23 protein-coding genes and 1 tRNA gene are annotated in these 20,131 nt (G+C 65.2%); 10 read left to right on the top strand and 14 right to left on the bottom strand.

The features are described from left to right. The first annotated feature begins 362 nt into the window (after positions 1-362). Together NF551_RS12890 and NF551_RS12895 are read left to right on the top strand one after the other, a co-directional pair. Entirely contained in the window at positions 363-1,583 is a 1,221-nt protein-coding gene (locus tag NF551_RS12890) for an acetyl-CoA C-acetyltransferase (protein WP_227894258.1), read from the top strand. 32 nt (positions 1,584-1,615) lie between these two features. Beyond that, entirely contained in the window at positions 1,616-2,098 is a 483-nt protein-coding gene (locus NF551_RS12895) for an aminoacyl-tRNA deacylase (RefSeq protein WP_227894257.1), read from the top strand. 95 nt (positions 2,099-2,193) lie between these two features. On the opposite strand, the gene rplL is transcribed toward NF551_RS12895, so the two are convergent. The 8 genes from rplL to NF551_RS12935 all read right to left on the bottom strand — a co-directional run bounded on the left by rplL (position 2,194) and on the right by NF551_RS12935 (position 7,389). Beyond that, entirely contained in the window at positions 2,194-2,568 is a 375-nt protein-coding gene (gene rplL, locus NF551_RS12900; RefSeq protein WP_227894256.1) for a 50S ribosomal protein L7/L12, read from the bottom strand. A gap of 61 nt (positions 2,569-2,629) precedes the next feature. Then, on the bottom strand, positions 2,630-3,196 hold the full coding sequence (rplJ, locus tag NF551_RS12905) for a 50S ribosomal protein L10 (RefSeq protein WP_227894255.1): 567 nt from the start codon (positions 3,194-3,196) through the stop codon (positions 2,630-2,632). A gap of 281 nt (positions 3,197-3,477) precedes the next feature. After that, entirely contained in the window at positions 3,478-4,551 is a 1,074-nt protein-coding gene (locus tag NF551_RS12910) for a GNAT family N-acetyltransferase (protein WP_227894254.1), read from the bottom strand. A gap of 122 nt (positions 4,552-4,673) precedes the next feature. After that, positions 4,674-5,381 carry a 50S ribosomal protein L1 gene (rplA, locus tag NF551_RS12915; RefSeq protein ID WP_152226438.1) on the bottom strand — a complete coding sequence of 236 codons (708 nt, stop codon included), beginning with the start codon at positions 5,379-5,381 and terminating at the stop codon, positions 4,674-4,676. Positions 5,382-5,513: 132 nt separating this feature from the next. Beyond that, positions 5,514-5,945 (bottom strand): 50S ribosomal protein L11, encoded by a 432-nt coding sequence (rplK, locus tag NF551_RS12920; protein WP_227894253.1) that lies wholly within the window; start codon positions 5,943-5,945, stop codon positions 5,514-5,516. A 126-nt stretch (positions 5,946-6,071) separates the two neighbouring features. After that, positions 6,072-6,848, bottom strand: coding sequence for a transcription termination/antitermination protein NusG (nusG, locus tag NF551_RS12925; protein WP_227894252.1), 777 nt, complete (start codon positions 6,846-6,848; stop codon positions 6,072-6,074). Positions 6,849-6,946: 98 nt separating this feature from the next. Continuing rightward, the gene (gene secE / locus NF551_RS12930) at positions 6,947-7,213 is read right to left on the bottom strand and encodes a preprotein translocase subunit SecE (RefSeq protein ID WP_227894251.1); all 267 of its coding nucleotides are present in this window, start codon (positions 7,211-7,213) and stop codon (positions 6,947-6,949) included. 103 nt (positions 7,214-7,316) lie between these two features. Next, positions 7,317-7,389: transfer RNA gene (locus tag NF551_RS12935), tRNA-Trp, on the bottom strand. A gap of 360 nt (positions 7,390-7,749) precedes the next feature. Here NF551_RS12935 and NF551_RS12940 point away from each other — a divergent pair. Continuing rightward, positions 7,750-8,973 (top strand): pyridoxal phosphate-dependent aminotransferase, encoded by a 1,224-nt coding sequence (locus tag NF551_RS12940; RefSeq protein ID WP_227894250.1) that lies wholly within the window; start codon positions 7,750-7,752, stop codon positions 8,971-8,973. On the opposite strand, the gene NF551_RS12945 is transcribed toward NF551_RS12940, so the two are convergent. Further along, the gene (locus NF551_RS12945; RefSeq protein ID WP_227894249.1) at positions 8,970-9,629 is read right to left on the bottom strand and encodes a LuxR C-terminal-related transcriptional regulator; all 660 of its coding nucleotides are present in this window, start codon (positions 9,627-9,629) and stop codon (positions 8,970-8,972) included. The two genes, NF551_RS12940 and NF551_RS12945, sit on opposite strands and share 4 nt — an antisense overlap. Then, entirely contained in the window at positions 9,626-10,903 is a 1,278-nt protein-coding gene (locus NF551_RS12950; RefSeq protein ID WP_227894248.1) for an ATP-binding protein, read from the bottom strand. Before NF551_RS12950 ends, NF551_RS12945 begins: the two co-directional genes overlap by 4 nt. 133 nt (positions 10,904-11,036) lie before the next feature. Between NF551_RS12950 and NF551_RS12955 the strand changes: the two genes are divergently transcribed. The 5 genes from NF551_RS12955 (at position 11,037) to NF551_RS12975 (ending at position 15,016) form a co-directional block, all read left to right on the top strand. Further along, positions 11,037-12,467, top strand: coding sequence for a PspC domain-containing protein (locus tag NF551_RS12955; RefSeq protein WP_227894247.1), 1,431 nt, complete (start codon positions 11,037-11,039; stop codon positions 12,465-12,467). Next, positions 12,464-12,763 carry a hypothetical protein gene (locus tag NF551_RS19010; protein ID WP_341482251.1) on the top strand — a complete coding sequence of 100 codons (300 nt, stop codon included), beginning with the start codon at positions 12,464-12,466 and terminating at the stop codon, positions 12,761-12,763. Before NF551_RS12955 ends, NF551_RS19010 begins: the two co-directional genes overlap by 4 nt. Before the next feature lie 67 nt (positions 12,764-12,830). Further along, on the top strand, positions 12,831-13,070 hold the full coding sequence (locus NF551_RS12965) for a PspC domain-containing protein (protein ID WP_227894246.1): 240 nt from the start codon (positions 12,831-12,833) through the stop codon (positions 13,068-13,070). Positions 13,071-13,202: 132 nt separating this feature from the next. Further along, the gene (locus tag NF551_RS12970; RefSeq protein WP_227894245.1) at positions 13,203-14,231 is read left to right on the top strand and encodes a 6-phosphofructokinase; all 1,029 of its coding nucleotides are present in this window, start codon (positions 13,203-13,205) and stop codon (positions 14,229-14,231) included. Positions 14,232-14,296: 65 nt separating this feature from the next. Further along, positions 14,297-15,016 (top strand): GNAT family N-acetyltransferase, encoded by a 720-nt coding sequence (locus NF551_RS12975; RefSeq protein WP_227894244.1) that lies wholly within the window; start codon positions 14,297-14,299, stop codon positions 15,014-15,016. A gap of 16 nt (positions 15,017-15,032) precedes the next feature. Here NF551_RS12975 and NF551_RS12980 read toward each other — a convergent pair whose 3' ends face one another. The 4 genes from NF551_RS12980 to NF551_RS12995 all read right to left on the bottom strand — a co-directional run bounded on the left by NF551_RS12980 (position 15,033) and on the right by NF551_RS12995 (position 18,265). After that, positions 15,033-15,440, bottom strand: a complete 408-nt coding sequence (locus tag NF551_RS12980; protein WP_227894243.1) for an ankyrin repeat domain-containing protein — start codon at positions 15,438-15,440, stop codon at positions 15,033-15,035. A gap of 70 nt (positions 15,441-15,510) precedes the next feature. Beyond that, positions 15,511-16,608 (bottom strand): CAF17-like 4Fe-4S cluster assembly/insertion protein YgfZ, encoded by a 1,098-nt coding sequence (gene ygfZ, locus NF551_RS12985; RefSeq protein ID WP_227894242.1) that lies wholly within the window; start codon positions 16,606-16,608, stop codon positions 15,511-15,513. Positions 16,609-16,703: 95 nt separating this feature from the next. After that, entirely contained in the window at positions 16,704-17,303 is a 600-nt protein-coding gene (locus NF551_RS12990; RefSeq protein ID WP_227894241.1) for a nitrobindin family protein, read from the bottom strand. A gap of 209 nt (positions 17,304-17,512) precedes the next feature. Next, positions 17,513-18,265, bottom strand: coding sequence for a hypothetical protein (locus NF551_RS12995; RefSeq protein ID WP_227894240.1), 753 nt, complete (start codon positions 18,263-18,265; stop codon positions 17,513-17,515). A gap of 135 nt (positions 18,266-18,400) precedes the next feature. Between NF551_RS12995 and NF551_RS13000 the strand changes: the two genes are divergently transcribed. After that, positions 18,401-19,111 (top strand): winged helix-turn-helix transcriptional regulator, encoded by a 711-nt coding sequence (locus tag NF551_RS13000; protein WP_227894239.1) that lies wholly within the window; start codon positions 18,401-18,403, stop codon positions 19,109-19,111. Between the two features lie 41 nt (positions 19,112-19,152). After that, the gene (mshD, locus tag NF551_RS13005; protein WP_227894238.1) at positions 19,153-20,127 is read left to right on the top strand and encodes a mycothiol synthase; all 975 of its coding nucleotides are present in this window, start codon (positions 19,153-19,155) and stop codon (positions 20,125-20,127) included. Positions 20,128-20,131 lie beyond the last annotated feature (4 nt).

Below are 20,131 nucleotides of genomic sequence, written 5' to 3' on the forward strand. Positions count from 1 at the left end.
AATATCCACTATAGGGCATTGGGGACACAGAAGTCTACCCGGTAATCGAAACCCCTGCCAGCTCAACCCTGGTTCCAGCAGCTTCGAACCTCTGGTTCGTCGTCTGCTGCGTCCTTGCGGGGAGCTACGGGCGCGGTGCCAGCGTACCGATATGCGGCTGGCTACACACAAGCGTACCCCAAGTCCGCCGGCTGTGCGTGCTTTCATCCACACGCTTCCCATTCCCTGCACAAAGCACTGTGCCCCTGTTCCCCCATCCTGGTTCTCCGGCGCCGCTGCGCCGGGTGTGTCCCACGCCACGGCAAGGGAGGTAGCCTAAGGGCAGAATCTGTACTTCCTCCAACTGAAAGTGGACAGTCCGCATGAGCACATCGGCATTTGCAGGATCCAGTACCGACGGCGCTCCGGAGGTGGTGATCGTCGGCGGCGCGCGTACGCCGCAGGGACGCCTGAACGGCCAGCTGGCGGCCTTTACCGCCGTCGAACTCGGAGCTTTCGCCATCTCCGCCGCCCTGGAGCGTGCCGGTGTTGCCCCGTCCCAGGTGGACGCCCTGATCATGGGGCACGTTGTACAGGCCGGCTGCGGGCAGAACCCCGCCCGCCAGTCTGCCATCAAGGCAGGGCTCGGCTGGGATGTGCCCACGGTGACCATCAACAAGGTCTGCCTCTCCGGCCTCGCTGCGATTACGGACGCGGCACGCCTCATCCGCTCCGGGGAAGCGACCGTGGTTGTTGCGGGCGGCCAGGAGTCCATGACCCGCGGCCCGCACGTGCTGCCGGGTTCCCGCCAGGGCTGGAACTACGGCAACATGTCCGTGGTGGATTCCGTGGCACACGACGGACTGACCGATGCCTTCGACAATGAGTCGATGGGCGTTTCCACGGAACGCGGTAACACTGCCCTCGGGATCGGCCGGACCGCCCAGGACGAAGTTGCCGCTGCTTCGCACCAGCGGGCGGCTGCTGCTGCCGAGGCAGGCATCTTCGACGTCGAAATTACCCCCGTGTCCGTTCCGCAGCGCAAGGGCGACCCGGTGGTGCTCACCGCTGATGAAGGAGTACGGCCCTCCACGACCGTGGAAACCCTGGCGGGACTGCGGCCGGCCTTCGCGGCCGACGGGACGATCACCGCGGGCAACTCTTCACCGCTTTCCGACGGAGCGGCCGCTGTTGTCCTTGCCTCCCGTGCCTTCGCCGAGGAGCAGGGCCTGGAGATCCTGGCCTTCGTGGGCATGCCGGGCCAGGTGGCAGGACCGGACAACAGCCTGCATTCCCAGCCTTCCAATGCCATCGCCCAGGCGCTCAAGCGCGCCGGCTGGACCGCAGCAGACCTGGACTTCGTCGAGATCAATGAAGCCTTCGGTTCCGTCGCCGTACAGTCCCTGCAGGAGCTCGGTATAGACCTGGCCGACTGCAACATCCACGGCGGGGCGATCGCGCTGGGCCATCCGATCGGCGCTTCGGGCGCAAGACTTGCCCTTCATGCCGCCCATGAACTGAACCGGCGGGGCTCCGGCCGCGCCGCCGTCGGTCTCTGCGGCGGCGGCGGGCAGGGCGAGGCGCTGCTCCTGTACCGCAACTAGGAGAGAAACCAGGGAAACCAGGAGAAATGGTCATGGCGGAGGAACTCCGCGGGCGCGAGCGGGTGCTGCGGGCCGCGGACGCGCTGGGACTGGACGTCACCATCGTGGACCGGCCGGCGGCGGCGAGCCTGCCGGAAGCGGCGGCCGCGCTGGGCATCAGCCCGGCGGACATCGTGAAGTCCCTGGTGGTTCGGCGAAGAGCCGGGGATTACCTGTTCGCGCTGGTTCCCGGAGATGAGCAGATTTCGTGGCCTAAGCTCCGCGCCGCAGCGGGCGCGAACAAACTGGTGCTGCCGCCCGCAGACGAGGCATTCGAGGCCACCGGCTATACCCGCGGAACAATTACGCCGCTGGGCAGCACGGCCGCGTGGCCCGTCTTCGCCGCCCCGGGAATCCGCGGCCGGCGCGTTTCCATGGGCGCCGGAGAGCACGGCGCCAGCCTGTTCGTGAACGGCGATGAGCTGCTGGCCGCGCTGGACGCCGAGGTCCTGGACATCACTGAACCGCTCCCCTAGTTTCGCCCGCACGTGAATGCCAAAAGCCCCCGCTGCCTGTTTCCAGGCGGCGGGGGCTTTTGAAAAGCACTGCGGGCAGGCCCGCGGAACTGATGCTACTTGAGGGTAACCGTGGCGCCGGCTGCCTCGAGGGCTTCCTTTGCCTTGTCAGCGGTTTCCTTGTTGGCGCCTTCGAGGATGGCCTTCGGAGCACTGTCAACCAGGTCCTTGGCTTCCTTCAGGCCCAGGGAAGTCAGCGCACGGACTTCCTTGATCACTGCGATCTTCTTGTCGCCTGCGGCTTCGAGGATAACGTCGAATTCGCTCTTCTCTTCAGCAGCTTCAGCAGCGCCTGCGGCCGGGCCGGCAACTGCAACAGCAGCAGCGGTGACGTCGAAGGTCTCTTCGAAGAGCTTCACGAAGTCGGAGAGCTCGATGATGGACAGTTCCTTGAAAGCTTCAATGAGCTCTTCGTTGGTGAGCTTCGCCATGATGTGGCGTCCTTCCTATAAGTGGCGCCCTGGGGCGCCGGAGTTTGAGGGTGAAGAGTTCTTACTCTTCGGTGGCTGCTTCGGCGGCCGGTGCTTCTTCTGCGGCTGCCGGAGCTTCCTCCGCAGCGGGAGCAGCAGCGCCGCCTTCTTCTTCGAGCTTGACGCGCAGGGCATCAACCGAGCGGGCCAGCATGGACATCGGTGCCTTGAGGACACCGGCGACACGTGCAAGCTGGAACTCGCGGGACTCGAGCGCAGCCAGGGCAGCAACACCGGACGCGTCAAGGGCATTGCCCTCGAAGACACCGGTCTTGATGATCAGCTGCGGGTTGGACTTTGCAAAATCCGTCAGGCTCTTCGCAGCGGCAACTGCGTCACCCTTGATGAAGGCGATTGCAGTGGGGCCGGAGAGCTGGCCATCGAACGCGTCGATGCCGGCTTCCTTGGCTGCAATGCCCGTCAGGGTGTTCTTGACGACCGAGTACTTGGTGTCCTGGCCGAGCGAACGGCGCAGCTCCTTGAGCTGTGCAACGGTGAGCCCGCGGTATTCGGTTAGGACAGCGGCGGTTGAATCCTTGAAATCGTTGGCGATTTCTTCAACTGCTGACACCTTGGTTGGCGTTGCCATAACCCTCCTTCCGGGGAAAATAATGCCGGTGGATCTGGTCCTGCCCATAAAAAACGCCCCGGGCAGATGCACGGGGCTTCACTCAACGGATTTCTCCGGAGTTCAGTTCGTTCACCTGCGCAGGCCGCCCTCATGAGGGACTTTCGGATGTTTCCCCAACCGGTTTCCACCCGCGCAGGCTGAAGGTTCAGCTTTTACAGTGGGATTGAAGGCACATCGACCGACGGTCTTTGGTAGTTCAAGAGTACGGGAGATCCCGGGGAGGGACAAATCGGCGGGGCTTAGCCCAAAGAAAGCTCCTTCTGCCACTCCCCCGAATAGCCAATGGCCCGGAACCCGAGCTGTAAGTTGATGGCGAGCATGTACCGGTTCTCCTCGGCGTTCCAGGTGTAAACCCGCTGAACTTCGGGGAAGAGCTGCCCCAGCCGCCGGAGGTTTCCGGCCTTCATCATCATGCCCAGCCGGTTGCCGCGGTGGCGATGCAGCACCAGCGTATCGTCCTGGTAGGCCACGGCGGGGTTGCTCCGCGCAACTTCCAGCACGGTATGCCCCGCGAGCTCACCCGAGGCCGTATGGCGGACGGCGCATACCAGCACGTCATACCCCATCCCGCGGGCCTTGCCCTCGGCTTCCCGGACCCTGGGCACGTCCCAGACTTCCGGCAACAGGTCCAGGCCGCCGAGGGGCGCGTCCGTGCTCATCTTCTGCCTGAGCTGGGCGTAGGCATCCACCAGTGCGTCCGGGCACGCGTCCTGCCAGAAGACGAGTTCGTAGCCGGCGCCCGCTGCGCTGCCCGGGAAACCTTCGCCGGGACCGTCCACCGGCAGGTCGAGCCGGCTGATCCGCTCAACGAGTTCCAGGCTGAATCCGCAGGCCGAGGCGAAGGAAGCCGCTGCGTCCTGCGGGATGAACGACGCCGGACCGCCGCCGGCTCGCTCTTCCCCTCCATCCAGTGGGTGCTCGGTTTCCGCTATCAGCGTCCGCCGGCCGTCCGCGGAAGCCAGCTCCCCAGCCGCAGCGCAGAGCGCCGCGCCGATGCCTCTCCGCCGAGAACGGGCATCCACCACCACGTTCACGGTGCCCGTGTGCAGGTTGTCGGTCAGGGGAAAGTTGAGCTGGGCCACGCCGAGGATTTCCTGCCCGGAACCGCTCCGTGCAACCAGCAGCTGCCGCCGGCGGGTGGGTGTGCTCTGCAGCCTGGCCAGCTGCGCCTGGGGCGTTTCACAAAAGTCGTCATTTCCCCAGATCTCGCGCTGATGGGCATTGAAGAGCCCGGCGGCAGCCAGGAACCCGCCCGCGTCCGGCGATTCCGTGCTCTGCGGCAGGACGAGCGGTTCAATAGCCAAGGGAGTCATGGTCTATATCCTCCCGGAGAACTCCACCGGAACCAAAGAAGGATCCGCAGCGGAAACACAAAACGGCCGCAGCATGAGCTGCGGCCGTTGTGGGGAGGATGCCTCCCGAAGTGATGCGCTGACTATGCGTCTGCGAGAACCTTCGTGACGTTCGGGTCCACGGCGATGCCGGGGCCGAAGGTGGTGGTCACGGTGGCCTTCTGGATGTAGCGGCCCTTGGCTGCGGACGGCTTCAGGCGAAGCACCTCTTCGAGGGCAGCTGCGTAGTTCTCAGCCAGCTTCTGCGCGTCGAAGGAGGTCTTGCCGATGATGAAGTGCAGGTTGGAGTGCTTGTCGACGCGGAAGTCGATCTTGCCGCCCTTGATGTCCGACACTGCCTTGGCAACGTTCGGGGTCACCGTACCGGTCTTCGGGTTCGGCATGAGGTTACGCGGGCCGAGCACGCGGCCCAGGCGGCCGACCTTGCCCATGAGGTCCGGAGTAGCCACTGCGGCGTCGAAGTCGGTCCAGCCTGCTGCAACCTTTTCGATCATGTCATCGGAGCCAACGAAGTCGGCGCCGGCAGCGATTGCTGCTTCAGCCTTCTCGCCGGTCGCGAAAACGAGGACGCGGGCGGTCTTGCCCGTGCCGTTGGGAAGGTTGACCGTGCCGCGGATCATCTGATCAGCCTTGCGGGGGTCAACGCCCAGGCGGAAGGCAACCTCAACGGTTGCGTCCGTCTTGGACGGGTTGGTTTCCTTCGCCAGTGCTACGGCATCTACCGGCGCGTACAGCTTGTCCGCGTCGATCTTTGCCACAGCGGCTTCATATGCTTTGCTGCGCTTTGCCATCTGCTTTTTCTCCTTGTGCAGTTGTGGTCTGTCGGACCGCGCTCGGCCCTGCCACGTGCTGTCCTGCCCTGATGGCGGATCAGCGATGATGAATTTGGTTGTGCCCGGGCGAACCCGTGCGGAAAGGCGTTATTAGCCTTCGACGGTGATGCCCATGGAACGGGCGGTGCCGGCGATGATCTTTGCAGCAGCCTGGACGTCGTTGGCGTTGAGATCTTCCATCTTCTGGGTAGCGATCTCTTCAACCTGTGCCTGGGTCAGGTTCGCAACCTTGACGGTGTGCGGGGTGCCCGAGCCCTTGGCGACGCCGGCAGCCTTCTTGATCAGTTCAGCCGCCGGAGGCGTCTTGGTGATGAAGGTGAAGGAACGGTCTTCGTAAACCGTGATTTCAACCGGGATAACGTTTCCGCGCTGGGATTCCGTTGCAGCGTTGTACGCCTTGCAGAATTCCATGATGTTGACACCGTGCTGGCCAAGCGCGGGACCAATCGGAGGAGCCGGGTTGGCGGCGCCTGCATTGATCTGCAGCTTGATAAGGCCGGTGACCTTCTTCTTGGGGGCCATGAAAGGGTCCTTCTCTAAATTATGTTCCCGAAGAACAGGAGCGTCCATCCGGGTTGGTGGCCGCCGTGGCGCGGCGGCCGAACGCTGCTTGGCGGGATAAAGCGGTCCCGCGGCAGCGAAGTCTGGTTACTGCAGCTTTGTGACCTGGCCGAAGGAGAGCGTCACCGGAGTCTCGCGCTCGAAGATGGTCACCAGGACCACAAGCTGCTGCGATTCCGGCTTGATCTCGGAGATCGTTGCCGGAAGGGTCTCGAACGGGCCCTCGTTCACGGTCACGGACTCGCCGACCTCGAAGTCCACGGTTACGGCGGACTGCGCGGCCTTCGCCTGGGCGCCGGCTGCGGCAGCCTTGGGCGAAACCACCGTGTGCTCCAGCATGGAGAAGACTTCGTTCAGGCTCAGCGGAACCGGGTTGTGTGCGTTGCCGACAAAGCCGGTGACACCCGGAGTGTGGCGGACAACGCCCCAGGAGGCGTCGGTGAGTTCCATGCGGACCAGGACGTAACCGGGGATACGCACCCGGTTCACGATCTTCCGCGTGGTGTTCTTGATCTCGACGACTTCCTCCATCGGAACCTGGATTTCGAAGATGTTCTCTTCCATGTCCAGGGTCTGGATGCGGGTCTCGAGGTTGGCCTTTACGCGGTTCTCGTAGCCTGCGTAGGAGTGGATGACGTACCAGTCACCCTCCTGGCGGCGCAGCTTGGCCTTGAATGCTTCAACAGGATCTTCTTCGGGCTCTTCAGCAGCCGCGGTTTCCGCTTCCTCAGTGGGAGCCTGTTCCGCGTCTTCGGCCGATGCGTCACCGGCAGCCGCCGTGGCGTCTGCTTCGGTTACCTGATCCTCGGTATCCAGATCAGCGGTTTCGTCATTGATCTGTGATTCGAGTTCTTGCTCGGACACGTAGATTCCTGCTTTCTTCTTCAGAGCTCTTTTGGGTTTGTCACTAGCTCAGGTTCTTCGCCGTACCTTCGCGCCTGTACGGCTAAAGGTGCCGGTGGCTAGCTTTCGCCGCCGCCCGAACCGAAGATCCACAGTGCGCCGGTGCCGAAGATGAAGTCCAGCAACGACACGATGATCATCATGACCACCACGAAGGCCATAACCACGATGGTGAACCGCAGCAGCTCCTTGCGGGTGGGGGTCACCACCTTCTTCAGCTCAGCAATGACCTGGCGGAGGAAGAGGGCGATACCGGCGAAGAAGCCGCGCTTCCGGGGCTTGCCTGAGGGGTGTCCCTTAGAGCTGCTGGCAGCTGTTTCGGTCACCTTTCGCCTCACTCATCTGTCGGTTCACAGCTCCGCAGCGTGCGCTGGGAACTGCTGCTTCATGAAGGAACTGCTCTAGACGGCGAAAAAACGACGTCATGCGCAGGGCAGACAGGACTCGAACCTGCAACCTGCGGTTTTGGAGACCGCTGCGCTACCAATTGCGCCACTACCCTTTGGGAGAGTCCCACATTACCGCTACATACCTGCTCCGGCCTAACCGGGCTGCGGGCATGAACCAGCATCGAGAGAACAACACCGAGGATCAAGTCTACGCAATCTTTTGCCCTGAGTCGAACCGGCCCCGCAGGGCCCTGCGGGCACAGCCCCCGGGACAGGCGAACAACCGGCGTCTCAGCCGCAGGAATCAGCCCCCGGGGCCCGGCAGGAAAGTGTAAAAGACTGAAATGTGACTCCGGCACGCCTAAGCTTGGCTTCCATACAGGGGCGGACACCCGCCCTGCGCGGAAGGCAGTGCTTTCCGCGGACAACACACGTAACTGCACGCCTTCAGCATCAAACCAGACGGGAACGCCATGCCTTCCAACGGCCGAATCTCAGAGCGCATCGCCTCCATTGCAGAATCCGCCACCCTTGCAGTCGACGCGAAGGCCAAGGCCCTGAAAGCCGCCGGCCGCCCGGTGATCGGCTTCGGTGCGGGCGAACCGGACTTCCCCACCCCCGGCTACATCGTGGACGCCGCCGTTGCTGCTGCCCGGGAGCCGCGCTTCCACCGGTACTCCCCCGCCGCCGGACTGCCTGAACTCAAGAAGGCCATTGCCGAAAAGACCAGGCGGGACTCCGGGTACGTCGTCGACCCTTCCCAGATCCTGGTGACGAACGGCGGTAAGCAGGCCGTCTACGAGGCATTCGCCACGCTGCTTAATCCCGGCGACGAGGTTCTGGTCCCGACGCCCTACTGGACCACCTATCCCGAAGCCATCCGGCTCGCCGGGGGTATCCCGGTGGAGGTCTTCGCGGGGCCGGAACAGGGCTACATGGTGACCGTCTCACAGCTCGATGCTGCCCTGACGGACAAGACCAAGGTGCTGCTGTTCGTTTCGCCCTCCAACCCCACCGGCGCCGTCTACCCCGCCGAGGCGGTTGCGGAAATCGGCATGTGGGCCGCTGACCACGGGCTGTTCGTCGTTACCGACGAAATCTACGAACACCTGACGTACGACGGAGTGCCGTTCACGTCCATCGCCACGCGCTGCCCGGAGCTGGGCGACAAGGTCGTCATCCTCAACGGCGTGGCGAAGACGTACGCCATGACCGGCTGGCGGGTCGGATGGATGATCGCTGCACCGGACGTCATCAAGGCGGCCACGAACCTGCAGTCCCACCTTTCATCCAATGTTTCGAACATCTCCCAGATGGCCGCCCTGGCAGCAGTGTCGGGCCCGCTGGCCGCCGTCGATGAAATGAAGCTGGCGTTTGACCGCCGCCGCAAGGCCATGGTGGAGGCCCTGAATTCGATTGAGGGCATTAACTGCCCGATGCCGGAAGGCGCGTTCTACGCGTATGCCGACGTCCGCGGCCTGCTCGGGAAGGAATTCCCCGGTGCGGCGGGTCCGGTGCGTCCGCAGACCTCGGCAGAGCTTGCCGCACTGATCCTGGACACCGTGGAAGTCGCAGTCGTTCCGGGTGAGGCCTTCGGCCCCTCCGGCTACCTGCGCCTCTCCTATGCCTTGGGCGACGAAGACCTCAAAACCGGTATGGACCGGCTCAAGGACTTCCTGGGACAGGCCAAGGCCTAGAGCAGCCTGCGGGCTGCAGCCCACCTCGTCAGTTCGTGGCGTGAGGAGAGCTGCAGCTTCCGCAGGACTGCGGAAACGTGGGTCTCCACAGTCTTGACGGAAATAAACAGCTCCTTCGCTACCTCTTTGTAGCTGTAGCCCCGGGCTATCAGGCGCATGACCTCGCGTTCACGCACCGAGAGCCGGTCCAGTTCGTCCTCCACGCTGACCGTCGTCGAGGCCCCGAAAGCGTCGAGGACAAACCCTGCCAGGCGCGGCGAAAAGACGGCGTCCCCGTCTGCCACCCGGAGAACGGCGTCGGAGATCTCGGCGCCCGAAATGGTTTTCGTAACGTAGCCCCGTGCTCCGGCGCGGATCACGGTGACCACGTCCTCGGCTGCGTCGGAGACGCTGAGGGCCAGGAACCGGGTGGAACCCAGCAGGTCCGCGCAGCCAGCAAGGACTTCGGCTCCGCCGCCTCCGGAGCCCCCGGGCAGGTGGACGTCCAAAAGTACTACCTGCGGCTGGAACCGGCGGATGGCTGCAATCGCCGTTTCAACCGTCGCAGCCTCAGCCAGGACATCTATCCGCGCGTCAAGGTCTGCCTTGAGGCCGGAGCGGAAAATCGCGTGGTCGTCCACCACCACTACCGAAATAGGTTCTGCTGGGCTGCTCAACTGTTCTCCGTTTCCCGTTTCGGTTCCACCGGGACGTCGGCGCCGGCCAGTGGCAATGCCAAATGTATCTCGGTGCCGTCTGCACTGCTCCGCACCTTCGCTGTCCCGCCGTTCCGGGTCATGCGCCCGATGATCGATTCCCGTACGCCCAGGCGGTCCTGGGGCACGGCGGCCGGATCAAAGCCGCTGCCCCGGTCGCGGACGAACACTTCAGCCGCCTCGGGCCGGCATTCGAGGTACAGGGAGATCTGTCCGCCGGCGTGCTGGGCTGCGTTGAAGAGGGCTGCCCTGGCGGCCTGGACCAGCGCCGAACTCTGTTCCGTCAGCTCCGCCGTCCCCACGGCAACAAAGTCCACCGGGTGTCCGTACGCGTCTTCCACCTCGGCGGCCGCGGCCTTAAGGGCGTCAGCCACGGTGCCTGTGCCCTTTTCCGGGTCCGCATAAAGCCACTGGCGCAGTTCACGCTCCTGTGCCCGGGCGAGCTTGACGACGTCAGCCTCGGAACCTGCCCGGTTCTGGATCAAGGCCAGTGTCTGGAGGACCGAGTCGTGAAGGTGCGCGGCAATCTCGGCGCGTTCGGTCTGGCGGATCCGGCCGGCCCGTTCAGCATGGAAGGCCCGCCAGGACTTCACGGCCCACGGTGCCAGCACCAGCGCGATGCCGGCCAGCACGGCCAGGGAAGCCAGGGACGCAGCCAGCAGGACATCCCAGGTAAAGGACCCGGAAATCACCAGCAGGAAGCCGGCGATCACCAGGACCAGCCCGGTCACCAGCCGGAACAGGCCCATTTTCCGGTCCCCTCCCGCTCCGGCAACCAGTCCGGCCCTCCTGCTGGCGTCCAGCTGGGACCAGGCGAGGACAGCACCTGCCACGATTACCGCGAAGGGAAGCAGGATCTGCAGGTTGATTGAGGCGCCAAGGGCCTGGGCGACGATCGCAGCGGCCGCCAGGAGCAGTCCGACGCCGATCAGGATTTCCCGGCTGCCCAATACGGCGGTCCCGGCACCGGAACGGTCTCCCTGGCCCTGCTGAAGATAGCGGGCGAAGTTCTCCGCCACACTGCGCGGATTATGTTCCCCGGCAGCTGCCTTTTCCTCGGCGGTAGGCACCATGATCCAGAGCCATGCGTAGAGGACGACGCCGGCACCGGCCAGGAGGGACAGCAGCACCATCAGGAGGCGGACTGTCCGCACCGGCAATCCCAAGTGGGCAGCCAGGCCCGGGCAGACGCCTGCCACTACCTTCTGCTGGGAACGGAGCAAGGGCGGTCTCATGTTCCAATCCAAGCACGCCGGACAGCCGAAACCGCCTTCTCTACGGAGCAGGCGCACGGGTTCAGGGAAGGATCAGGGGTCCCTCAGGGGAAACCCGGATGTAACGTGCGGCCGGGAACGGAAGACTGGAAGCATGAACACGCACCCTTCCGAGCCCTCCAACGGGCACCACCCCGCCCCCGGGCCCAACACCCCGCCCGTTCACCCGAGCGGCGGAGCGCAGCAGAATTCTTTCTTCACCTGGCTTCGGCAGCTGGGCCTCCAACGCTCCCGGGACCGCTGGATTGGCGGAGTGGCCGGCGGAATTGCGCAGCGGACCGGCCTTGATCCAATCCTCGTCCGCGGCCTCGTCATCCTGCTCTCCCTCTTCGGGATCGGTGTGGTCCTCTACGGCGTCGCCTGGGCACTGCTGCCCGAGCCGGACGGCCGGATCCACCTGGAGCAGGCGATCCGCGGAACATGGACTGCGGGTATGACCGGCGCCCTGACCTTCACCATTCTTGGTTTCAGCGGCCCGGGCCTTTCCTTCTTGGCCGATGACGGCTGGCTGGGACCGATCTTCTGGGGACTCTTCTGGGTCGCTGCCGTAATCCTCGTCATCTACTGGGCCACAACGCGGAACGGACGGCCCGGTCCCGCCGGTACGCCGCCCGGGGTACCGGGAACGGACACACGCCGCCCTGCCGCGCCGGCCCAACCGGCGTGGCCGTCCGCAGAGTCTCCCGCAGCGGGCCCGTCCCCCGAGGCAACCGCCGGTTTCCCTCCTGCCGCCGGATACCCGGGTCCGGATGCGCCTACCATGCCGCTTCCCTTCCCCTCCGGAGCTACGGCCTACCCGGGGCAGCCGCACCGGGACAGCGGTTACGGCTACATGCCAGCCCCGCCGCCGCAGCCTGCCAAAGCCCCCAGCACTTCGCCCCCGGCGTCGTGGGCTGCACTGATCTGCGGATTCGCGCTTCTCGCGGCGGGGACCCTGCTGGCACTGGATTACACGGGCATTTACGCCCTCGGGGCCCCGGTAGCCGTCGCCCTCGCCAGCGCAGGAGTAGTCCTTGGCCTCGGCGTCGCGGCACTCGGCGCGGCCGGCAGGTCCTCCGGCATCGCCGGAGGACTGGGAGTCCTCGCCTTGGTCGGAGCGCTGCTGTTCAGCGGCAACTATGCCTACCGGAACCTGGTGGTCGCAAACGAGTCCACCTGGAACGCTGAACAGTCCAGCAGTGCAGCGGAGGGCTACAGCGTGATCGCCGCGGACGGCGCCCTGGACCTGCGTGGTATCGCCGGTGACCTCAAGGACGGTGATGTCATTGTTCCGGTGAGTGTCGCCGCGGGGGACCTCACCATCCTGGTGCCCGACGATGTTCCGGTCTCGGTCTACGGCGAAGTGGCAATGGGCGAAGTGGAGCTGGAGTACGGCGGAACACTTGCCACGTTCGGCGGCCTGTGGGTCGGTGACCAGGAGCGGCAGCTGAACCCCAACGCAACCGGCAACCGGATCGTCATCCAGATCAAGGGTGTCGCCAGCCACGTCCTGGTGACCACGAACGAAAGCAGCCTCAACCAATGAGCGATTTCACGAACGAATCGGAGAAGTTCGGCACCGGTGGCACAGGTGCCTTCGGAGCCGGTCCGTCAGATGACACCTACCTCCCGGAACCCGAACCTGAGCGCCGGCCGCTGCGGGTTGGAACGATCGTCTGGGGCCTGGTCCTGGCAGCGGTCGGCGGACTGATCCTGGTGGTCCAGCTCACCGGCGTCCGGCTCGACACCGCGATGGTGCTCCTTGGCTTGCTCATCGGTGCAGGCGCCGCCCTGGTCATCGGGGGGCTGCTGGCGGTGCTGGGCCACAGGCGAACTCCGTAGCACCCGCACCCCTCCACGCCGGGACCACTACCCTGGCACCAGAACTGAAAGCAGGCAGAATAACCCCATGGAAAAGTTCTATGACGTACTCCGTTCTTCCCCCATCAAGCGTGCCCGCGGCGGCTGGGTAGCCGGCATCTGCGCCGGAATCGCCCAGAAGTTTGGCTGGGACGTCTCCCTGGTGCGCATCGGCGTGCTGCTGAGCTTCCTGCTGCCTTTTATCGGTATCGGCACCTACCTGGTGGCCTGGCTTCTCCTGCCAACCACCGACGGCACGATCGCGCTGCAGAAACTCATCCGCAGCTAACGCCTGCAGCGGCCCCGGGAAGTAAATCCCGGGGCCGCTGCCCGCGCGTGCCGCGTCAATGACGGGACGGTGGGCCGCGGTGGCTAGAATCAAAGAAGGCCGCCGCCCACCAACAGATCCAGGGGTTCTGCAATGAAGATCGGCATTCTCACCAGTGGGGGCGACTGCCCCGGACTCAACGCGGTGATCCGCGGAGCAGTGCTCAACGGCATCAAGACGCACGACGCCGAGTTTGTTGGCTTCCTCGACGGGTGGCGCGGTGTCGTTGACGGGGACATCATTGACCTTCCCCGGACAAGGGTCCGCGGCATTTCCAAACAGGGCGGCACCATTCTGGGCACCTCCCGCACCAACCCCTTCGAAGGTCCCAACGGGGGCCCGGAGAACATCAAGGCAACGATGGACCGTCTCGGCATCGACGCAGTGATCGCCATCGGCGGGGAGGGAACACTCGCTGCCGCCCAGCGGCTCACCGATGCCGGCCTGCATATCGTCGGCGTCCCCAAGACAGTCGACAACGACCTCGACGCAACAGACTTCACTTTCGGTTTTGACACAGCGGTCCAGATCGCGACGGAAGCGATTGACCGGCTCCGCACCACGGGTGAATCGCACCACCGCTGCATGGTCGCGGAGGTAATGGGACGCCACGTCGGCTGGATCGCCCTGCATTCCGGAATGGCCGCCGGCGCGCACGCGATCCTGATTCCCGAGAAGCCCGTCAGCCTGGACCAAATAGCGCAATGGGTCAACGATGCCCGTGAGCGCGGCCGTGCTCCCCTGGTGGTTGTCGCCGAAGGCTTCGTCACCACGGACATGGAAGCCCCCCACTCCGAGCGCGGACTCGATGCCTTCGGCCGCCCGCGCCTCGGCGGGATCGGCGAGCTGCTGGCCCCGGAGATCGAAGCCCGCACCGGCATCGAAACAAGGGCTGCGGTACTGGGACACATCCAGCGCGGCGGGGTGCCCACTGCCTTTGACCGGGTGCTGGCGACCCGGCTGGGCATGGCAGCCGTGGACTCCGTGATGGAGGGCCTGTGGGGCACCATGGTTTCGCTCCATGGAACGGATATAGTCCGGGTTGGATTCGAAAAAGCGCTCGGCAACCTCAAGACCGTTCCGGAGAGCCGCTACGAGGAAGCTGCCATCCTTTTTGGTTAGGGCTCCTATCAAATTCGGGACTCAGTCTTGCGCAGGGCGGCGCACCCCCGTGTAGTTTGACATTTATGGACCTTGACCCCGGCACTGTTGCCATCATTCAGCTCGCATGGTCCCGCAGGCTGGGACTCGACGACGACGCCCTGGCGGCCGCGGACCGCCACGAGCGCATCTACGACGTCCATGACGAGGCCCAGGAAGTTTCGTTCGTCAAGCTGTTTGGACGCGAAGTCTTTTCCGGTCCGGGATGGGCGGCAAAGCAGGTCCGCTCCATCAGCGGAGCCGAACTGAGCAGCGATGCAGCGCTTTTACGGCTTTCCCACCACCACGGCGGCTGCGCAATGGCCACCGAGTACCTGTACTACGCCGATTCTTTTCCCCCGGTTCCCCCCGCCGAAGAACTCGCTGTCGCCCAGGAACCGCACATCGCTGAAGCCCTGGAGCGGCTCTGCCCCCCGGACGACGTCATCGAAGCGAAGCTCTCGCACCGGGATTCGCTGTTTGTGCTGGTGGATGACTCTGACGGGAACAGTCCGGTCCCGGTTGCCGGCGCCGGCTACAGCATCAGGGACGGTATCCTGGCTGACGTCGCCGCGCTGACAGCGCCGGGCCTGCGGATGCGCGGGCTGGGTTCCTATGTCACCAGCATTGCGGTCGAAGATGCCATGGCGGCAGGGCTGATTCCGCAGTCACGCATTCCGTCGAACAACGTCGGGGCGACACGGACGGCTGCAGGCGCAGGGTTCGTCCCGGCGGGCATGCGGTCCTCCGTGTCCCTGACCGCCTAGGCTGCCCGCCGGCGCCCTAGGCAGTTCCGGAGAGCAGGTCCGTCCGCTGGAAGTAAGCAGCTGTTGCGCGGGCCGAGGGGTTACCCGCGTCCGGGTCGGCTCCCGCTTCAGCGAGGACACGGACGACGTCCGCGCATCCCTTGAAGACGGCGCCGGCCAGCGGAGACTGCCCGCGGTCATTGAGCGTATTGACGTCCGCACCCAGCTCCACCAGCAGCGCAACAGCGTCTGCGTGGCCGTGGTAGGCAGCAAGCATCAGCAGGGAATCGCCTGCCGAGTTGGTCAGAGTGGCCGGCACACCGGCCGTGACGTACGTTCGCAGGAGCCCGGTGTCTCCCTCACGTGCCGCGTTGAACAGGCGTTCGGCCAGCTCCAGCATGTCGGCATCCATGCCGTCCTGTGCTGTGTCAGGGGAATCTGTCATCTGTCTTCATCCTTCCTTGCCCCGGCAACACCGCGGCTGCAGGGGCTGTTCCTGGTTCAGGCACCGGCGCTCAGCTGCGCGCCCGTGGCGTACGCAGCAACCCGGACGGGCGGCCGACTGCCTGTCCGGCGTCCGGGGAAACAATCAGTTCCTGGGCTGCGGCGTACAGTTCGCCCTCGTCATCGACGGTCAGTGCGGCTTCGGGGTCTACCGAGCGCTTGATAACAGCCAGGGCCACGGCGCCCATCTCATAGTGCTGGGCCACCGACGTCACGCGTCCGACGGTCCGCTCGCCGAACTTCACGGCAGCTCCGGCGGCCGGAAGGGTGTGCTGGGACCCGTCCAGTTGCAGGAAAACCAGCCTGCGGGGCGGGTGGCCGAGGTTGTGGACACGTGCCACTGTTTCCTGGCCCTTGTAACAGCCCTTGGCCAGATGGACTGCAGTGCGGATCAGGTCGAGTTCGTGCGGAATGGCTTTGTCGTCCGTTTCCATGCCGAGCCGGGGGCGCCAGGCCGCGATGCGCAGCGCCTCTGCTGCCATGGCTCCGGCCAGCGTGCGCCCGGACGCGGCAACAGCTTCCTCCAGGGAAGCACGCGGAATCAGGTATTCATACCAGGAGCGTTCAAGGCCCGGATGCGTTTCCTCCGGAGTCTCCGTGTAGGCAAATCCCCCCGGGCCAACCTTGGGCCACGGGTCGATCCAGGTGAGGTAGCCGGACCACGCCGGCACTGCGGCAACAGAGCCCGCAACGGCCCAGTCGGCGCTGACGTCCCGGACGTCAACCCGGAGCATGAACTTCATGCTCTGCAGCCACGATGCCAGGACCGGCGCTTCGTTCCCTTCCACAATGAGCCAGGTGCGTTCGCCGTCGTCGAGCACGCGGGCGTCATGCTCAATGCGCCCCTGGACACTCAGCAGCAGCAGCTCTGTACTCTCTCCCGGCTCGAGGGAAAGCAGCTGCTGCGAGGAGAGCGTGTTCAGCCAGCTCAGGCGGTCCGGTCCTTCGACCGTGAGAACTCCCCGGTTGGAAAGGTCGGTGACGGCCTCGCCGCGGGCCAGGGCACGCTGTTCACGCAGGGGGTCCCCGTAGTGGGCCGCGATGCCGGAATCCGGGGCACCGGCTTCGACGGCGCCGGAACGGGTCAGGAGAGGGCTCTTGATGCTCATGTCAGGTGCAACGTCCTTGGCTGGCAGCAGTATTCCGGGAAGGCGCATGAAGGGTGCATCACCGTGCCCGCGGCACGGTGAGCGGGCACCGGCGGCTAGGGCTGCTTTTTCAGGATGGCGGAGGCGTGCGCTTCAAGGGCCTTGCCCTCTGCGGCTACGTCCCAGCGCCAGTAAAGATCGCCGTTGACCAGCCCGTAGATGCGGGTGGCCGCAGTGTATTCCTTGGAGTTGACGCCGCGCATGACGAGGTCGGTGCTCAGCTGGATCTGCGGACCTTTGATCTGCCCGTAGTACAGTTCAGCGATTCCGCCGGGATGCACGATCGTGGCGGTGATGTCGAAGCCGCCGTCGTCATTGCGCAGCTGTTCCACCTCATCAGCGCTGCGCATCGCGGGAACAATGTCCGCGGGAATCAGGCCCGGGCCGCCGTCGGCGTCGTTCAGGGGGCGGTCCAGGGCCCAGAAGCCCGTTTCCACGGCCAATGGCCGCAGGACCGTGCCTTCCTCGTCCGTCAGCCAGCTCTCCGCTGTGTACTGCAGGTAGGGCAGGCCGTTCTGCGTAAAGGTGACACGCTGCGAAAAGTGCTCAGATTCGGCATCGCCTTCACCGAGCCGACCTGTTCCTTCCCACACTCCGAGGAGCCAGGAAAGCGGCACCAGTTCAGGTGTCAGGTCAGTGGGGATCTCCATGGGCATGGCCGGACCCTTCCTGTGGTTTTACGGGTGTGGAATTACTTCTGACCCTTGTACAGGCGTGCCACGACGAGGGCTGCGAAGCCGGCCATGGCCAGGCCGGCAACACCCAGGAGAACAATGAAGAAGATTTCGAGAGCAAGAAGCGACATGCCTACATCCTAACCTGCCGGCAGACTGCTTTGTCTCCGTTACGCCGTACTGCAGGCGGCCTACGGGACCAGCAGGCGACCGGCGAAGTACACGGCCGTGCCCAGCGCCAGCACCGGCGCCATACCGGCTGAGACCAGGCCCAGCAGCCCGGGAGAATCATCCCGGATCAGGGCAAGGCGGCGCACCGCCACAACCACGGCCGCACACAGCGCGCCGATGAAAGCGCCGGCAGCGACGGGAAGTCCCGGCACCAGTGCTGCGGCCGCGGCAGCCGCGAGAGCCCCCGTCAGGACACCCAACGGCGCGGTGATCCGGTCCGGAAGCGGAATCAGGGAAACGGCGCCCGCGACGGCGATCGCTGCGGCACTGGCGACGATCAGGCCCTGGGAACCCTCGGCACCTGCCAGCCTGTCCGCGGCAACCCATCCCGCTCCCATGCCGGCAACAAGTGCTCCGCTGATCACTCCCAGGGTGGATTCCAGGCGCTGGGCCTGGCCTGTGCCGCGCAGCAGCTGAATCACGAAGACGGCACCCACGCCTACGGCAACGACGCCCGGCATCCAGGTGAGCATGGCAGTGGCCGGGGCAAAGAAGGCTGCGGCAGTGCTGCCGGCCCCGACGAGTGCCAGGACCGCTCCCTGGGTCTTGCGGGCGGGAACCCCCAGCAGGTAGGGCCAGCCAAAGCCGGCCAGCGCCGCTGCCGCTCCGGTGACGATGGCGACTGCTTCGGGAGAAACGTAGGATGCTGCCACGATGCCGGTCAGTACAGTGGCGGCCGGCACCGCTATGGTCCAAAGTTTCACCCTAGCCATACTGCCTTATTACGCGGCACTCATAAAAGCTACGGGTTCTCCGCGTGCCGCTGGGTATACTTTCAACCACTCTCTGGCCGCTGGGACCGGGTAGTAAACGTGCCCGATGATGTGCGCCTAACTTTCGGAGGTTCGATGTCGCACATTCTGCTCCTGACCAACAGTGCCGGGTCATCAGTTGAAATCCTGCCTGCCCTGGAACTCCTGAACCACAAGGTCCACATAGTCCCGGCCGAACCGACTGCGCTGCTGGATATCGAGCCGTGCGAAGTTGTACTTGTTGATGCCCGCAAAGACCTGGTCGGGGCGCGGTCGCTAACTCAGCTGCTCAAGGCCACCGGACTCGGCGCACCGCTGATCCTGGTCCTGACCGAAGGCGGCATGGCCGCTGTGGCAGCGAACTGGCTGGCCGACGACGTCGTCCTGGACACCGCCGGTCCGGCCGAGCTGGAAGCCCGGCTGCGCCTGGCCGTCTCCCGGTCCAACGCCGCCGCCGAGGACACGGGCACCGAAATCCATGCCTCCGGCGTCGTCATCGATGAGGCAAGCTACACCGCCCGCGTCAGCGGCACGGCGCTGAACCTCACATATAAGGAGTTCGAACTCCTGAAGTACCTTGCCCAGCATCCGGGCCGGGTCTTCACCCGCGACCAGCTGCTGCACGAAGTCTGGGGGTACGACTACTACGGAGGCACCCGAACCGTCGACGTGCACGTCCGGCGCCTCCGCGCCAAGCTGGGGCCGGACCACGAAAACCTGATCGGCACCGTGCGCAACGTCGGCTACCGGTTCGCACGCTCACGGACAGCTGAAGAGCAGACGGCCACCGCCGGACGCGAGGGCTGATGCGTCTCCCCTGACGGGCCCATGGGGGCTAGTCTTCTTCAATGAGCGAGAATCCCCTGACCACATGGCCTATCCTCACTACCCGCGGCACTCCTGACGAAGGTTCACTGCGCGGCATCCTGGAGCTTGCCGGCGCTGCCGCCGAGGCTGACGGAAACCCCCCGCTCTCGGAACAGACCCTGGTGGACCTGCGGGCAGCTGACGCAGACCCGGACCATCTGCGTGTCTATTCCACCTTCGCCCATGACGACCACTCCGATCCCTCCACTGCCCAGGAACTCGCCGGCGTCGCCGTCCTCAGCGGTGATCCCGCAGATCCGGACGCCGGTGTCCTGGAACTCGTGGTGCATCCGAACTACCGCAACAAGGGCGTGGGATCGGCACTGGCCCGTGCCGTACGGGAAGACACCGGCCGGGATTACAAGGCCTGGTCCCACGGCAACCATGAGGCAGCCGTCAGGCTGGCTGCCCACTTCGGCTACCGTCCGGTGCGTGAACTGTGGCGGATGCGCCTCACCCGCGATTCCCTCAAGGCGGAGCTGCCCGCCCCGTCCCTGCCCGACGGCGTCGTGCTGCGTTCCTTCGAACCCGGGCGCGACGAAGATGCCTGGCTGAAGGCCAACGCTGCAGCCTTCGCGCACCACCCGGAACAGGGCGCCATGACCCGCGCGGACCTGGCGGCGCGGATGGAAGAGCCGTGGTTTGATCCTGCCGGGTTCCTGCTGGCGGTCCGCGAAGACGACGGCGAACTGCTGGGCTTCCACTGGACAAAGGTCCACCCCCGCATGGGCAGCCATCCGGCAATGGGCGAGGTGTACGTCGTGGGGGTCACCCCCGAAGCGCAGGGCACCGGCCTGGGCAAGGCCCTGACACTGGCCGGTATCAGGCACCTGCATGATGCCGGGCTGGACGCCGTCATGCTCTACGTCGATGCGGACAACGCCCCCGCGGTTGCGCTCTACCGGAGGCTCGGCTTCGTCCGCTGGGATGTCGACGTGATGTACGCGGCGGAATAGGCGC

It is taken from the genome of Arthrobacter caoxuetaonis (genome assembly GCF_023921125.1).
GTDB lineage: Bacteria > Actinomycetota > Actinomycetes > Actinomycetales > Micrococcaceae > Arthrobacter_B > Arthrobacter_B caoxuetaonis.

Excerpts from the sequence above, each read along its gene's own strand:
- rplL (WP_227894256.1), bottom strand. The coding sequence starts at position 2,568 with ATGGCGAAGCTCACCAACGAAGAGCTCATTGAAGCTTTCAAGGAACTG.
- rplJ (WP_227894255.1), bottom strand. The coding sequence starts at position 3,196 with ATGGCAACGCCAACCAAGGTGTCAGCAGTTGAAGAAATCGCCAACGAT.
- NF551_RS12970 (WP_227894245.1), top strand. The coding sequence starts at position 13,203 with ATGAAGATCGGCATTCTCACCAGTGGGGGCGACTGCCCCGGACTCAAC.
- NF551_RS12995 (WP_227894240.1), bottom strand. The coding sequence starts at position 18,265 with ATGGCTAGGGTGAAACTTTGGACCATAGCGGTGCCGGCCGCCACTGTA.
- NF551_RS12895 (WP_227894257.1), top strand. The coding sequence starts at position 1,616 with ATGGCGGAGGAACTCCGCGGGCGCGAGCGGGTGCTGCGGGCCGCGGAC.
- NF551_RS12975 (WP_227894244.1), top strand. The coding sequence starts at position 14,297 with ATGGACCTTGACCCCGGCACTGTTGCCATCATTCAGCTCGCATGGTCC.
- NF551_RS12950 (WP_227894248.1), bottom strand. The coding sequence starts at position 10,903 with ATGAGACCGCCCTTGCTCCGTTCCCAGCAGAAGGTAGTGGCAGGCGTC.
- rplA (WP_152226438.1), bottom strand. The coding sequence starts at position 5,381 with ATGGCAAAGCGCAGCAAAGCATATGAAGCCGCTGTGGCAAAGATCGAC.
- ygfZ (WP_227894242.1), bottom strand. The coding sequence starts at position 16,608 with ATGAGCATCAAGAGCCCTCTCCTGACCCGTTCCGGCGCCGTCGAAGCC.
- NF551_RS13000 (WP_227894239.1), top strand. The coding sequence starts at position 18,401 with ATGTCGCACATTCTGCTCCTGACCAACAGTGCCGGGTCATCAGTTGAA.
- NF551_RS12940 (WP_227894250.1), top strand. The coding sequence starts at position 7,750 with ATGCCTTCCAACGGCCGAATCTCAGAGCGCATCGCCTCCATTGCAGAA.
- NF551_RS19010 (WP_341482251.1), top strand. The coding sequence starts at position 12,464 with ATGAGCGATTTCACGAACGAATCGGAGAAGTTCGGCACCGGTGGCACA.
- NF551_RS12890 (WP_227894258.1), top strand. The coding sequence starts at position 363 with ATGAGCACATCGGCATTTGCAGGATCCAGTACCGACGGCGCTCCGGAG.
- NF551_RS12980 (WP_227894243.1), bottom strand. The coding sequence starts at position 15,440 with ATGACAGATTCCCCTGACACAGCACAGGACGGCATGGATGCCGACATG.
- NF551_RS12910 (WP_227894254.1), bottom strand. The coding sequence starts at position 4,551 with ATGACTCCCTTGGCTATTGAACCGCTCGTCCTGCCGCAGAGCACGGAA.
- NF551_RS12955 (WP_227894247.1), top strand. The coding sequence starts at position 11,037 with ATGAACACGCACCCTTCCGAGCCCTCCAACGGGCACCACCCCGCCCCC.
- mshD (WP_227894238.1), top strand. The coding sequence starts at position 19,153 with ATGAGCGAGAATCCCCTGACCACATGGCCTATCCTCACTACCCGCGGC.
- NF551_RS12965 (WP_227894246.1), top strand. The coding sequence starts at position 12,831 with ATGGAAAAGTTCTATGACGTACTCCGTTCTTCCCCCATCAAGCGTGCC.
- NF551_RS12990 (WP_227894241.1), bottom strand. The coding sequence starts at position 17,303 with ATGCCCATGGAGATCCCCACTGACCTGACACCTGAACTGGTGCCGCTT.
- rplK (WP_227894253.1), bottom strand. The coding sequence starts at position 5,945 with ATGGCCCCCAAGAAGAAGGTCACCGGCCTTATCAAGCTGCAGATCAAT.